The sequence below is a fragment of the Streptomyces anulatus genome, assembly GCF_000721175.1.
In the GTDB taxonomy this organism is placed as follows: domain Bacteria; phylum Actinomycetota; class Actinomycetes; order Streptomycetales; family Streptomycetaceae; genus Streptomyces; species Streptomyces anulatus_C.
Window position 1 is genome coordinate 1 of sequence record NZ_JOEZ01000044.1, and the last position, 13,920, is coordinate 13,920.

At 72.9% G+C, this 13,920-nt stretch carries 9 protein-coding genes; 6 read left to right on the forward strand and 3 right to left on the reverse strand.

Features of this window, described 5'->3' with window-relative positions:
* Window positions 1-126 precede the first annotated feature (126 nt).
* A complete protein-coding gene (locus tag IG90_RS0134640; RefSeq protein WP_233436167.1) occupies window positions 127-1,746 on the forward strand; it encodes a phytoene desaturase family protein in 1,620 nt (539 codons plus the stop codon).
* A gap of 21 nt (window positions 1,747-1,767) precedes the next feature.
* Here the strand turns inward: IG90_RS0134640 and IG90_RS0134645 are convergent, their stop codons facing one another.
* Window positions 1,768-3,798, reverse strand: a complete 2,031-nt coding sequence (locus IG90_RS0134645; protein ID WP_030593902.1) for a serine hydrolase domain-containing protein — start codon at window positions 3,796-3,798, stop codon at window positions 1,768-1,770.
* 224 nt (window positions 3,799-4,022) lie between these two features.
* Between IG90_RS0134645 and IG90_RS0134650 the strand changes: the two genes are divergently transcribed.
* The 3 genes from IG90_RS0134650 to IG90_RS0134660 all read left to right on the forward strand — a co-directional run bounded on the left by IG90_RS0134650 (window position 4,023) and on the right by IG90_RS0134660 (window position 8,509).
* On the forward strand, window positions 4,023-5,132 hold the full coding sequence (locus IG90_RS0134650; protein ID WP_030593904.1) for an NAD(P)H-dependent flavin oxidoreductase: 1,110 nt from the start codon (window positions 4,023-4,025) through the stop codon (window positions 5,130-5,132).
* Window positions 5,129-6,679, forward strand: coding sequence for an acyl-CoA synthetase (locus IG90_RS0134655; protein ID WP_030593907.1), 1,551 nt, complete (start codon window positions 5,129-5,131; stop codon window positions 6,677-6,679). The genes IG90_RS0134650 and IG90_RS0134655 overlap by 4 nt, the downstream gene beginning before the upstream one ends.
* A gap of 330 nt (window positions 6,680-7,009) precedes the next feature.
* Window positions 7,010-8,509: an acyl-CoA synthetase gene (locus IG90_RS0134660; protein WP_030593909.1), complete on the forward strand. Its 1,500-nt coding sequence runs from the start codon at window positions 7,010-7,012 to the stop codon at window positions 8,507-8,509.
* 414 nt (window positions 8,510-8,923) lie between these two features.
* On the opposite strand, the gene paaK is transcribed toward IG90_RS0134660, so the two are convergent.
* Entirely contained in the window at window positions 8,924-10,219 is a 1,296-nt protein-coding gene (gene paaK, locus IG90_RS0134670; RefSeq protein WP_030593914.1) for a phenylacetate--CoA ligase PaaK, read from the reverse strand.
* Between the two features lie 169 nt (window positions 10,220-10,388).
* Here paaK and IG90_RS0134675 point away from each other — a divergent pair, with 169 nt between their 5' ends.
* The gene (locus tag IG90_RS0134675; protein ID WP_030593916.1) at window positions 10,389-11,936 is read left to right on the forward strand and encodes an alpha/beta fold hydrolase; all 1,548 of its coding nucleotides are present in this window, start codon (window positions 10,389-10,391) and stop codon (window positions 11,934-11,936) included.
* Entirely contained in the window at window positions 11,930-12,925 is a 996-nt protein-coding gene (locus IG90_RS0134680; RefSeq protein WP_030593918.1) for a helix-turn-helix domain-containing protein, read from the forward strand. Before IG90_RS0134675 ends, IG90_RS0134680 begins: the two co-directional genes overlap by 7 nt.
* A gap of 31 nt (window positions 12,926-12,956) precedes the next feature.
* On the opposite strand, the gene IG90_RS0134685 is transcribed toward IG90_RS0134680, so the two are convergent.
* Window positions 12,957-13,844 (reverse strand): WD40 repeat domain-containing protein, encoded by an 888-nt coding sequence (locus tag IG90_RS0134685; protein WP_030593920.1) that lies wholly within the window; start codon window positions 13,842-13,844, stop codon window positions 12,957-12,959.
* Window positions 13,845-13,920: the final 76 nt, after the last annotated feature.

The following is a 13,920-nucleotide window of genomic DNA, read 5'->3' on the forward strand; positions in this document are numbered from 1 at the left end:
CCTCGGTGCGATGTTGCCGCCCGCCGCCTCCGGCCGCGCCCGCGGCCCCCACCGCTCCCGGCCTGCCCCCGCACGTCGGTTCCGCCGCCTCTGGCCGGGACGGACGGCGGCGTGTTACGAAGGTGCATGCCCGCACCCCAGTCACCCGCATCCCGGACACCCGCAGGTCAGCCCGGAGCCCGGGAGCCCTCCGGCCCCGGCGCGCCCGCCCGGGACCGCTACGACGCCGTGATCGTCGGCGGTGGACACAACGGCCTGGTCGCCGCCGCCTACCTCGCGCGCGCCGGACAGTCGGTCCTCGTCCTGGAACGCCTCGGCACCACCGGGGGAGCGGCGATCTCGACCCGCCCCTTCGCCGGGGTCGACGCCCGGCTCTCGCGCTACTCGTATCTGGTGTCCCTGCTGCCGGACAAGATCGTCCGGGACCTCGGCCTCGACTTCGCCGTACGCAAGCGGACCGTGTCCTCCTACACCCCCGCCGTACGCGACGGACGCCCCACCGGGCTGCTCGTCGCGGGCGACCGCACCCGGGAGTCCTTCGCCGCACTCACCGGCGGCGAGCGCGAGTACGCGGCCTGGCAGCGGTTCTACGGCATGACGCAGCGGGTCGCCGAGCGCGTCTTCCCGACCCTCACCGAGCCGCTGCCCGGCCGGGACGCGCTGCGCGAGCGGATCGACGACGCCGACGCCTGGCGGATGCTGTTCGAGGAACCGCTCGGAGTGGCCGTCGAGGAGAACTTCACCGACGACCTGGTGCGCGGCGTCGTCCTCACCGACGCCCTGATCGGCACCTTCGCCGACGCCCACGACACCTCGCTCCTCCAGAACCGGTGCTTCCTCTACCACGTGATCGGCGGCGGCACCGGCGACTGGGACGTCCCCGTCGGCGGCATGGGCGCGCTCACCGACGCGCTGGCCGGGGCCGCCCGCGCGGCGGGCGCCGAGATCCGCGTACGGCACGAGGCGACCCGGATCGAGACCGACGGTGAGGCCGCCGAAGTCACGGTCCGCACCCCGGACGGCGAACACCTCGTCGCCGCCCGCCGGGTGCTCGTCAACGCCTCCCCTCAGGCGCTCGCCGCCCTCCTCGGTGACACCCCGCCCCCTCCCGCGGAGGGCGCCCAGCTCAAGGTGAACATGCTGCTCACCCGGCTGCCGGGACTCCGCGACCGTTCCGTCGATCCCCGGCAGGCGTTCGCGGGTACGTTCCACATCGCCGAGGGGTACGAGCAGCTCGCCGACGCCTACCGGGACGCGGCGGCGGGCAGGCTGCCCGCCGCCCCGCCGTCCGAGATCTACTGCCACTCACTGACCGACCCCTCGATCCTCGGCCCCGGCCTCGCCGCGCGCGGCTACCAGACCCTCACCCTCTTCGGCCTGCACACCCCGGCCCGGCTGTTCGCCGCCGACAACGACGCCGCCCGCGCGGACCTGCTGAAGGCGACCCTGGCCGAACTGGACGCGCACCTGGCGGAGCCGGTCACCGACTGCCTGGCCCTCGACGAGAGAGGCGAGCCCTGCATCGAGGCGAAGACCCCGCTCGACCTGGAGCGCGATCTGCGGCTGCCCGGCGGCCACATCTTCCACCGCGACCTCTCCTTCCCGTACGCCGACGAGGGCACCGGGCGCTGGGGCGTGGAGACCGCGCACGCCAATGTGCTGCTCTGCGGGGCGGGCGCCGTGCGCGGCGGCGGTGTCAGCGGGGTCCCCGGCCACAACGCGGCGATGGCGGCGCTGGGCCGGTGACCAGGGCCGGCCCGGCGCCGCTCAGTCCGCCGACGGAACCCAGCCCGTCGCCTCGATCCGGCCCGCGTCCCGGGGCCGTTCCGCGTCGAAGACCGTGCGGACGCCGTCGCGGACCCGCAGGCCGTCCACGTACGCGCCGCGTCCCACGTACAGCCGGTCGGTGGTGTAGCGCCAGCGCAGGCGGACGTCCTGGCCGCGCCAGGCCGTCAGGTCCGCCTCCAGCCGGTGCCAGACGCGCCCCGACCAGCCGGTCGCCGAGCCCGCCGGGTGCGGCCGTGGGTCCGGGCCGTGGTGGCCTGAAGCCGGCGCGAACGTGGTGAACGGCACCGGCTGCCAGTCCCGGCCACCCGCCGACGCCTCCAGGAAGAGGCCGTCGGCGGCCGGTTCGGTGTCCCACCACAGCGCGCACTCCAGGCGGGCCCGCGCGGAGTTCGGACGCAGCGTCGGCAGGGTGAGGGTGGCGGTGGACGCGCTCGCCATCCCGGCGAACCAGGCGGTGCGCCCCCGCTCGGGCCGGACCGGAACGGCGCGCGCGAGCTGGTTGGCGGCCGCCACCCGGGGCGCGCTGCCCGAGCGCCAACTGCGCACGGGATGAACCGAGTTGCCCAGAACGATGAGGAAGGTGTCGGTCGACGGGTCGAGCACCAGGCTGGTCCCGGTGAATCCGGTGTGCCCCGCACTGCGCGGAGTCGCCATCGCCCCCATGTACCAGTGCTGGTAGAGCTCGAAGCCTAGGCCGTGCTCGTCGCCCGGGAACGCGGTGTTGAAGTCGGTGAACAGGAGGTCGACCGAGTCCTCGGACAGGATCCGGGAGCGGCCGTAGACCCCGCCGTTGAGGAGCGTCCGGGCGAGGATCGCGAGATCCCAGGCGCAGGAGAACACCCCGGCGTGGCCGGCCACCCCGTCCAGGCTGAAGGCGTTCTCGTCGTGCACCTCGCCCCAGACCAGCCCGCGTTCGAGGCCGGACCAGGGCAGCCGGGCGTCCTCGGTGGCCGCGATCTTCGGCTTCCAGGAGGCGGGCGGGTTGTAGCGGGTGCGGTGCATCCCGAGCGGGGCGGTGATCTCCTCGCGGAGCAGGGCGTCCAGCGGCCGGCCGGTGATCTTCTCCAGGATCAGTTGCAGCGAGACCAGGTTGAGGTCGGAGTAGAGGTAGGCGCTGCCCGGCGTGCTCGCGGGAACCTCCTCCCACAGCATCCGGAGCTTCCCTTCCCGGGTCGGCTCCTTGTACAGCGGGATCCACGCCCGGAAACCCGAGGTGTGGGTGAGCAGTTGGCGGACCGTGATGTCCTGCTTGCCGCCGCCCGCGAAGTCCGGGAGGTACGAGGCGACCGCCGCATCCAGCTCCAGTTCGCCGCGCTCGATCTGCTGGACCGCCAGGAGCGAGGTGAACAGCTTGGAGATCGAGGCCAGGTCGAAGACGGTGTCCTCGGCCATCGCGATCTGCTGGTCCGCCGGGAACTCCACCCCGGTGTCGGTCTTCTCGTCGTACGCGCAATAGCGCACCGCCTTGCCGATCGGCCGGTGCAGCGCCACCGTGCCGCCCCGCCCGGCGAGCAGTACCGCGCCGGCGTACCAGGGGTGCTCGGGGGAGTCGGCGAGATAGGCCTCGGCGTCCCGGACGAGCTGGTCCAGCGGCCCTTGGAGCAGCCCGGCGCGCGCGGCGCTCCCGCGCCGCAGCGTGGGCCGGTGTGCCCCTGACTCCATGCCCGCTCCCGTGTCCGCCGCTCCGTCCGTCGCCCCCGCGTCCCGCCCGCTCCGGGCGGCCGCGCCCGCGAGCGGAATCGGCGTCAGCGCGAGCGCGCCGCCCAGCGCCAGTATCCCGCTGCCCAGCCGGCGCCTGGCGATGCCGCTCCCGGCCGCGCCGGTGCCGGTCGCGGAGTCGCGGCTCGCGGTCCGCTCCCCGCCTCCTCGCGCGCGCCGGCCGCCCGGACCGTCCTGGCCGTCCTGGCCGCCCGGACCGTCCTGGCCGTCCTGGCCGTCCTGGCCGTCCCGGCCGTTCCGGCCGTCCCGGCCGTCCGCCGTCCGCCTGTTCCCCTGCGTGTCCCCGGTCATTCGTAACTCCTTCCCGCGCCCGACGCCCGGTCACCGGGCCGTACCCGGGTTCCGGCGCCCGCACGAAAGTAACTTCCGAAATCTCGCCGAGCAGTGAAGGTTCCTGCCGCCGCAGAGGTTACTGTCACCCCCGCGCTCCCGTGCGCGTCCCGGCCCGCAAAGAATCTGACACAGCATCAGAAAAGCTCTTCCCTCGGCTGCCCCGCTGCGGCATCCTGCCGCCCATGGAGACGGAACTGAGCCGGCAACTGGGAATCGAGCACGCCATATTCGGCTTCACGCCGTTCCCCGAGGTCGCCGCGGCCATCACCAGAGCCGGCGGCTTCGGCGTGCTCGGGGCGGTCCGCTACACCGCGCCCGAGGACCTCGCGCGTGACCTGGACCGCCTGCACGAACACGCCGACGGCAAGCCCTACGGCCTTGACGTCGTCATGCCGGCCAAGAAGGTCGAAGGTGTCACCGAAGCGGACGTCGAGGCGATGATCCCGGCCGAACACCGCGGATTCGTGCAGGACCTCCTGGCCCGATACGGCGTGCCCGAACTCGCCGAGGGAGAGGCGTCCGGCTGGCGCATCACCGGCTGGATGGAGGAGGTCGCCCGGGGCCAGCTCGACGTGGCCTTCGACTACCCGATCAAGCTGCTGGCCAACGCCCTCGGCTCACCGCCCGCCGACGTCATCGAGCGGGCCCACGAGCACGGGGTCCTCGTCGCCGCCCTGGCCGGGAGCGCCCGGCACGCCCGGCGGCACGCGGAGGCGGGCATCGACGTCGTCGTCGCCCAGGGGTACGAGGCGGGCGGCCACACCGGGGAGATCGGCTCCATGGTGCTGGTCCCCGAAGTCGTCGAGGCCGTCGCCCCGCTGCCCGTGCTCGCCGCCGGAGGCATCGGCAGCGGCGAACAGGTGGCCGCCGGGATCGCCCTCGGCGCGCAGGGCGTCTGGCTCGGCTCCCTCTGGCTCACCACGGAGGAGGCCGACCTGCACTCCCCGGCCCTGACCGCCAAGCTCCTGGCCGCCGGCTCCGGCGACACCGTCCGCTCCCGCGCCCTCACGGGGAAACCCGCACGCCAGCTCCGTACCGCGTGGACCGACGCCTGGGAGGACGGGGCCGGACCCGGCGCCCTGCCGATGCCGCTCCAGGGGCTGCTGGTCGCCGAGGCCGTCTCCCGGATCCAGAAGTACGAGGTCGGGGAGCTGCTCGGCACACCCGTCGGGCAGATCGTGGGCCGGATGACCGGCGAACGCAGCGTCCAGGCCGTCGTCGACGACCTGACCAGCGGCTTCGAACGGGCCGTCACCCGCTTGAACCGCATCGCCGGAAGGAGCGCCACGTGAGCCAGCTGCCCAACGGCTTCTGGGCCCAGGCCGCCGCCGACCCCCACCGCACCGTCCTGATCGCCCCCGACGGCGAGGAGTGGAGCGCGGGCCGGCTGCACGCCGACGTCAACCGCATGGTCCACGGACTGCGCGCGGCGGGGCTGCGCGAGGGCGACGCGTTCGCCGTCGTGCTGCCCAACGGCGTCGAACTCCTCACCGCCTACCTCGCAGCCTTGCAGGCGGGCCTCTACCTCGTCCCGGTCAACCACCACCTCGTCGGCCCCGAGATCGCCTGGATCGTCGCCGACTCGGGCGCCCGTGTCCTGATCTCCCAGGAACGCTTCGCGGCCACAGCCACGGCCGCCGCCGACGAGGCGGAACTGCCCGGCACCCACCGCTACGGGGTCGGAGACGTCCCCGGCAGCCGCCCGTACGCCGAACTCCTCGACGGCCACCCCGCAACCCCGCCCGACGACCGGACCCTCGGCTGGGTCATGAACTACACCTCGGGCACCACCGGCCGCCCGCGCGGCATCCGGCGCCCGCTGCCCGGCAAACGGCCCGAGGAGACCTATCTCGGCGGGTTCCTCGGCATCTTCGGCATCCGGCCGTTCGACGACAACGTCCACCTGGTCTGCTCACCGCTCTACCACACCGCCGTACTCCAGTTCGCGGGCGCCGCACTCCACATCGGCCACCCGCTGGTCCTGATGGACGGCTGGGACCCGGAGGAGATGCTGCGCGCCATCGACGCCCACCGGTGCACCCACACCCACATGGTCCCGACCCAGTTCCACCGCCTGCTCGCGCTGCCCGACGAGGTGAAGGAGCGCTACGACGTCTCCTCCATGCGGCACGCCGTCCACGGGGCCGCCCCCTGCCCCGACCACGTCAAGCGTGCCATGATCGACTGGTGGGGGAGCTGTGTCGAGGAGTACTACGCGGCCAGCGAGGGAGGCGGAGCGTTCGCCACCGCCGAGGACTGGCTGAAGAAGCCCGGCACCGTCGGCAAGGCCTGGCCGATCAGCGAGCTGGCCGTCTTCGACGACGAAGGCAACCGGCTCCCGGCGGGCGAACTGGGCACCGTCTACATGAAGATGAGCACCGGCGGCTTCAGCTACCACAAGGACGAGACCAAGACCCGCACGAACCGCATCGGTGACTTCTTCACCGTCGGCGACCTCGGGGTACTGGACGCGGACGGCTACCTCTTCCTCCGCGACCGCAAGATCGACATGATCATCGCGGGCGGCGTCAACATCTACCCCGCGGAGATCGAGGCGGCCCTGCTCACCCACCCCGCCGTCGCGGACGCCGCCGCCTTCGGCATCCCGCACGCCGACCGGGGCGAGGAGGTCAAGGCCGTCGTCGAACCGGCCGAGGGCCACGAGCCGTCGGACGCGCTCGCCGCCGCGATCCTCGCCCACTGCGAGGGGCGGCTCGCCGGGTACAAACGGCCCCGGAGCCTCGACTTCATCACCGCCATGCCCCGCGACCCCAACGGCAAGCTCTACAAACGGCGGCTGCGCGAACCGTACTGGGAGGGCTTCGAGCGCCCGCTGTAGCGGCGACCAGGGCCGGGAGGGCCCGCCGCTCCTGTAGCCGGCCCCGGCACCGGGCCGGCGCGCTCAGCGATAGCCGCCCAGACCGTCCGCCAGCTCTTCCTCGTCACGTCGCGTCCGGCGCCCGTGGCTCCGGTGTGCGGAAGCCACGGCCGAGCCTGGTGAGGGCGCGCAGGCTACGTGGAGAACTCCAACGACAGCGCGTGGCTGACCAACGCCGATCAGCAGCTGGCCGCGATCGTGTTCACCCACGGCATGCGCTGGGCCCGGTGCAGCGACCGGGTCGGTATCCAGCCCCTTGACCCCGGGGCCCGGGCCGCACAGGATCACGCCATGACAGGTGTACGCAGCAGCACAGTCGACGGCGTCCTCACCCGCAGCGCCCGGCGCACCCCCGCCCGGACCGCCGTACGGTACGCCGGCCGGGCCTGGACCTACCGCTCCCTCGACGCCGCCGTCTCCACGGCCGCCGCCGTCCTCACCCAGGAACACGGCCTCGCCCCCGGCGACCGGGTGGCCGCCTACGCGCACAACTCCGACGCCTATCTCATCGGCTTCCTCGCCTGCGCCCGCGCCGGGCTCGTCCACGTACCGGTCAATCAGAACCTCACCGGCGAGGACCTGACCTACCTCCTCGACCAGTCCGGCTCCTCCCTCGTCCTGACCGACCCGGACCTCGCCGCGCGGCTCCCCGCCGGACTCCCGGTGCGGGCCCTGCGCGACGCTCCCGGCTCACTGCTCGACGCCCTGACCACTGAACGGCCGTTCACCCCGGAGCGCCCTCCCGCCTCCGACGACCTGGTGCAACTGCTCTACACCTCCGGCACCACCGCCCTGCCCAAGGGCGCGATGATGACGCACGGAGCCCTGGTCCACGAGTACGTCAGCGCGATCACCGCGCTCGGCCTCGACGCCGCCGACCGGCCCGTGCACTCCCTGCCGCTCTACCACTCGGCCCAGATGCATGTGTTCCTGCTGCCCTATCTCGCGGTGGGAGCGGAGAACACCATCCTGGACGCGCCGGATGCCGCGTCGGTCTTCGACCTCGTCGAAGCGGGTCTGGCCGACAGCCTGTTCGCCCCGCCCACCGTCTGGATCGGCCTCGCCAACCACCCGGAGTTCGCCACCCGAGACCTCGGCGGCCTGCGCAAGGCGTTCTACGGGGCCTCGATCATGCCCGTACCCGTCCTGGAACGGCTGCGTGAACGTCTCCCGCACCTGGCCTTCTTCAACTGCTTCGGCCAGAGCGAGATCGGGCCCCTGGCCACCGTGCTGGGCCCCGACGAGCACGAGGGCCGCATGGAGTCCTGCGGCCGGCCGGTCCTCTTCGTGGAGGCCCGCGTCGTCGACGACAAGGGCGAGGACACCCCCGACGGCACCCCTGGCGAGGTCGTCTACCGATCACCCCAACTCTGCTCCGGATACTGGGACAAGCCCGAGGAGACGGCGGCAGCCTTCCGCGACGGCTGGTTCCACTCCGGCGACCTCGCGGTCCGTGACGCCGAGGGCTTCCTCACCGTCGTCGACCGGGTCAAGGACGTCATCAACTCCGGCGGCGTCCTCGTCGCCTCCCGCCAGGTCGAGGACGCCCTCTACACCCATCCGGCCGTCGCGGAGACCGCCGTCATCGGCCTGCCGGACGACCGCTGGATCGAGGCCGTCACCGCCGTGGTCGTCCTGCGCGGCGAGGCGAGCGACACCGAACTCATCGCCCACGCCCGTGAGAAGCTCACCGGCTTCAAGGCGCCCAAGCGCGTGGTGTTCGTGGACTCACTGCCGCGCAACGCCAGCGGGAAGATCCTCAAGCGGCAGTTGCGGGACGAGCTGGCCTGACCCGGTCTCCTACTCGGTGCGCAGCGCCGTGGCCGTCCGGGCCCCGGCGCCCCCCCGGCGGGCAGGAGCGCACCGACGACGGCGATGAGCAGGCCGCCCGGTGTCAGCGGGAGCAACGCGGCGGCCCGGTGGACGTCGATGACGGAACCCGGGAGGCGGAGCCCCGCACCGTCGCCCGTCGCGGGCATGACCCAGCCGTGCGGGGCCACGCCGAGCGGCACCTGCTCCTCCGCTCGCGGGGCGCATCCCGTGAGGGCGGCGGTGGGGCAAAGGGCGGTGACCTGGGACCGGTTGGTGAGCTGCGCAGCGGGAGAGTCGCAGTCCCCGGCCCTCTCCGTCGAGATTGTCGAGCAGTTGTCCGTGTAGTGGGAGCGGGTGTTGCGGTGGTGTGAACACGCCCGTCACCGACGCTGTTCACCCGGTGCCGGACTCCCGCAGATCCACGATCCGCCGGATCTTGCCCACCGAGCGTTCCAGCGATTCCGGGTCCACGATCTCGACCCCCACCGACACCCCGACGCCGTCCTTCACCGCCGCCGCGATGGCCAGCGCGGCCTTCTCCCGGTCGGCCGCCGTGGCGTCCGCCCGCGCTTCCGCCCGGACGGTGAGCGCGTCGAGCCGCCCCTGCCGGGTCAGCCGCAGCTGGAAGTGCGGGGCGACGGCGGGAGTGCGCAGCACGATCTCCTCGATCTGGGTGGGGAAGAGATTGACCCCGCGCAGGATCACCATGTCGTCGCTGCGGCCGGTGACCTTCTCCATCCGGCGGAACGTCCGCGCAGTCCCCGGCAGCAGCCGCGTCAGGTCCCGGGTGCGGTAGCGGATCACCGGCATCGCCTCCTTGGTCAGTGAGGTGAAGACCAGCTCCCCCTCCTCACCGTCCGGCAGTACCTCACCGGTGAACGGGTCCACCACCTCCGGATAGAAGTGGTCCTCCCAGATGTGCAGCCCGTCCTTCGTCTCCACACACTCCTGCGCGACCCCCGGGCCCATCACCTCCGAGAGCCCGTATATGTCGACCGCGTCGATGGCGAACCGGTCCTCGATCTCCCGGCGCATCGCCTCGGTCCACGGCTCCGCGCCGAAGATCCCGACCTTCAGCGACGTCGACCGCGGATCGACGCCCTGCCGCTCGAACTCGTCCAGCAGCGTCAGCATGTACGACGGCGTGATCATGATGATCTCGGGCCGGAAGTCCTGGATCAGCTGGACCTGGCGCCCGGTCATGCCCCCGGAGGCCGGGATCACCGTGCAGCCGAGCCGCTCCGCCCCGTAGTGCGCCCCAAGCCCGCCGGTGAACAGCCCGTATCCGTACGCCACATGGACCTTGTGGCCGGGACGCCCGCCCGCCGCCCGTATCGAACGGGCCACCACGTCCGCCCAGGTGTCCAGGTCCCGTTCGGTGTACCCGACGACCGTCGGACGCCCGGTCGTGCCGCTGGAGGCGTGGATCCTGCGCACCTCGTGCTCCGGTACGGCGAACATCCCGAAGGGGTAGTTGTCCCGCAGATCCGTCTTCGCGGTGAACGGGAACCGGGCCAGATCGGCGAGTGTCCGGCAGTCGTCGGGCCGCGGCCCCGCGCGGTCGAAAGCCGCCCGGTAGAAGGGGACGTTGTCGTACGCGTGCTGCAGTGTGGCCCGGAGCCGCTCCAGCTGCAGGGCCTCCAGTTCGGCCCGGCCTAGCCGTTCCGCCGCGTCCAGCATGGCCGTCATCAGGACCCTTCCTCTCCCGAAGTGGGCGACCGATCATTCGGTCGATCTTCCTGGGAGCAGTAATTCAGGAGGCCGGGGGCGCTGGCAAGAGGGGCGCACGCATCGCTCCGGATCAGCTCCCCGCGAAGTCCGGTGCGCGCGCTCACGGGTTCCTGTTTGGATGGAGCGTATGCCGATCTTCTCCGCGTACGACAAGACGCCGCTCGCCTGTCACCTGGTGGGGGAGGGGGATCCGCTGATCTGTCTGCCCGGCGGGCCGATGCGGGCGAGCGCCTATCTCGGGGACCTCGGAGGCCTCGCCGACCGGCGGCAGCTCGTCCTGCTGGATCTGCGCGGCACCGGCGACTCCGGTGTGCCCGAGGACCCCTCGACGTACCGCTGCGACCGCCTCGTCGCCGACGTGGAGGCACTGCGCGAACACCTGGGCCTCGAACGGATCGACGTGCTGACGCACTCCGCGGGCGCGGACCTCGCCCTGCTGTACGCCGCCCGCCACCCGGCCCGGCTGCGCACCCTGACACTCGTCACGCCCAGCACCCGGGCCGTGGGCATCGAGGTGACCGACCAGGACCTGCGCGAGGCCGCCGAGCTGCGGCGCGACGAGCCCTGGTACCCCGAGGCCCGGGCCGCCCAGGAGGCGCTGCTCGCCGGCGGGCCGTTCGCCGAGCTGTGGCCCGCCGTCCAGCCCTTCACCTACGGCCGCTGGGACGAGACGGCCCGCGCCCACGCCGAAGCCTCCGCCGCGCAGACCAACGCGGAGGCACGCGGCCACTACGCCGGGGACGGCGCGTTCGACCCCGCCGCCACGGCCGCCGCCCTGCGCGAACTGGCCGTGCCGGTGCTCGTCCTCGCCGGGGAGCTGGACGGCCACCCGAGCCCGGACCGGGCCACCGAGCTCGCCGCGCTCTTCCCGGGCGCCGAGTTCGTCGTCCAGCGCGGCGCGGGCCACTTCCCGTGGCTCGACGACCCCGGCGCCTTCGCCCGGACGGTGGCGGCCTTCCTCGACCCGGAGGTCCTCACCGTGCAGGCGGGCGGGGTCCGGCTGGCGTACCGGGCGTGGGGCGACGAGGCGTCCCCGCCCGTCGTCCTCCTGCACGGCCGGGCCGGCACCGGCGAGACGTGGACCCGGATCGCGGAGGACCTGGCCGCCGACCACCGGGTGTACGCCCCCGACTTCCGGGGCCACGGGCTGAGCGACTGGCCCGGCCGCTACTCCTTCGAGCTGTTCCGCGACGACCTGCACGCCTTCCTGGAGGCCCGCAACCTGGCCGGCGCGACCGTCGTCGGACACTCCATGGGCGGGGTCGCCGCCTACCTCCTGGCCCAGCGGGAACCGGGCCTGATCGGGCGGCTGGTCATAGAGGACGCGCCGCCCCTTCTCCCGCTCGACCCGCCCCGGCCGCGCGCCGTCCGCCCGGAGGGCACCCTCGACTTCGACTGGCCCGTCGTCCCCGACATCGACGTCCAGCTCAACGCCCCCGACCCGGACGTCCCCGCGCGGTTCCCGGAGATCACCGCACCCACCCTCGTCATCGGTGGCGGCCCCACCAGCCATATCGACCAGGGCCAACTCGCCCGGATGGCCGGGGCCATGGCGGACGCCGAACTGGTCACCATCGACGCAGGGCATCTGATCCACACGGACCGGCCGGAGGAATTCCTCGCGGCGATCCGTGAGTTCGGCCTCGCCTGCGGGGAAGGCGGCGGCACGTGCTGACCGAAGGAGGAATCCGGACCGACACGATGCCGCTGAGTGACCGCTTCGCACGCTGGCGGGCGTGCATGGCCGACGTCATCGCGCCCATGGAGATCAGCAGCCCCCACGCCGACGACTTCCGGGCCGACTGCCGGCTCCTGCGCATCGAGGACACCGCGCTGTGGCCCACCCGCGCCCAGGCGTCCCACTACCGGCGCACTCCTCGGCTGATCCGCCGGTCCGACCCGGGAACCATCCATATGACCCTGGTCGGGCCCGGCAGCGGGCCCGTGCGGGTCGAGCACTGCGGGGTGCGCGAGACCGTCACGGCGCACGACCTCTACTTCGTCGACACGTCGAAGCCCTGCGAGGCGGGGACCGTCGACGAGCCCATCGTGGGCATCGGCCTCGACTTCCACCGCTCGCTGCTGCCCCTGCCGCCGAGCACGTCCCTGGACGGCGTGCTGGGACGACGGATCTCCGGCCGTCACGGGTTCGGTGCGCTGCTCTCCCAGTTCCTCCGGCACCTGGTGGACCAGACGGAGGCCTACGGTCCGGCCGACGGGCCCCGGCTGCACCGGGTCCTGCTCGACCTGAGTGCCGGACTGCTCGCCGGTGGGCTCGACCAGGAGGCGGCCCTTCCACCGGAGGCCCGTAGCCGCAACCTCGTCCGGGCCATCCGCTCCTTCATCGGCGGCAACCTCCACGATCCGCGGCTCACGCCCGCAGCCGTCGCCGCCGCGCACCACATCTCCACCCGGCAGCTGCACCGGCTGTTCCAGCAGGAGGGCACCACGGTGGCCGCCCTCATCCGCGACCGCCGGCTGGAGCGGGCCTGCCGGGACCTCGTCGACCCCGGCCTCGCCGACACGCCGGTCCACGCGATCGCCGCGCGGTGCGGCTTCGGAGCACCGGCCCACTTCAGCCGGGTGTTCCGCGCCGCCCACGGGATGTCGCCCAGTGACTACCGGTACGCCAAGCTCCGGGAGAACAAGGAGCCTTCGCGCTGAGCGGCCGGGCCGGGCCCGTCGCCCCGGTCTCTCAGCACAGGCTCCGGTACGGCGCGTCGGGAACGTACGTACGCCACTCATCCGGAGTGATGTCGCGCCCGGCGCGCCGGCACACCTGCTCCGCCAGCCGGTCCGGCGAGAGGTCCAGTTCATGGGCCGCGGGGCCCGTCACGGTACGCAGGACCGTGCCGTCGAACGTGAGGGAGTCCACCCTGCGTCCCGTGATGGGCAGAGGCTTCCCGAGGGGCGTCCTCGTGTTCGTGTCCCAGAGTTGGACGGCCTCGCCCCGCACCACGACGGCGAGCAGGCCGCCGTCGTCGGAGAAGGCCATGTCTCCGAGCGGCTGCCCGAACCGGGTCGCCCCCGGCACCAGTTCGCTCGGCAGCACCCCCTTCCGCTCGCGCACCGCGCCGTCCCACAGCTCCAGCCAGCCGGACGTCTTGAGCACCGCCAGGAACCGCCCGTCGCGGGAGAAGGCCGGCCGGCCGCCGGGGTCCCGGGCGAGCCGGGTCTTGCGCACCGCCCCGCCGTCCAGGGTGACCTCCATCCCGGAGGCGGTCACCAGCCGTTCGCTGTCGTGGGTGAACACGGCTTCCGCGGTGCGGTCGTTGAACTGCCGTATCTTCTCGCGCTTCCCGATGTCCCAGACCTCGTGGATGTGGGACATCGAACTGTTCACCCCGAACTTCATCGACACCAGGGACAGATGGCGGCCGTTCGGGGAGACGGCCAGATGCAGGGGACGGTGGTTCGTGGCGACGGGGACGCGGTGGAGGTCCCTTCCCTTCCTGACGTCGCGCACCACCACCTCGTGGTCCCTCTCGTAGCGGGAGACCCTTTCGCTGTACGAGTACGCCACGACGCGGCCCTCGTCGGGCGCCCGGCGCACCCCCGTGGCGCCGCACGTCCCGACGCCCACCAGTCTGCGGTTCGCTTCCCTTTCAGTCCTTGACGATCGGCGACGGGGCGTTGACGATCAGCGACCGGGGCAGGTG

Coding starts and splice junctions, on each gene's coding strand:
- IG90_RS0134675 (WP_030593916.1), top strand. CDS start 10,389: ATGCCGATCTTCTCCGCGTACGACAAGACGCCGCTCGCCTGTCACCTG.
- IG90_RS0134640 (WP_233436167.1), top strand. CDS start 127: ATGCCCGCACCCCAGTCACCCGCATCCCGGACACCCGCAGGTCAGCCC.
- paaK (WP_030593914.1), bottom strand. CDS start 10,219: ATGACGGCCATGCTGGACGCGGCGGAACGGCTAGGCCGGGCCGAACTG.
- IG90_RS0134650 (WP_030593904.1), top strand. CDS start 4,023: ATGGAGACGGAACTGAGCCGGCAACTGGGAATCGAGCACGCCATATTC.
- IG90_RS0134660 (WP_030593909.1), top strand. CDS start 7,010: ATGACAGGTGTACGCAGCAGCACAGTCGACGGCGTCCTCACCCGCAGC.
- IG90_RS0134645 (WP_030593902.1), bottom strand. CDS start 3,798: ATGACCGGGGACACGCAGGGGAACAGGCGGACGGCGGACGGCCGGGAC.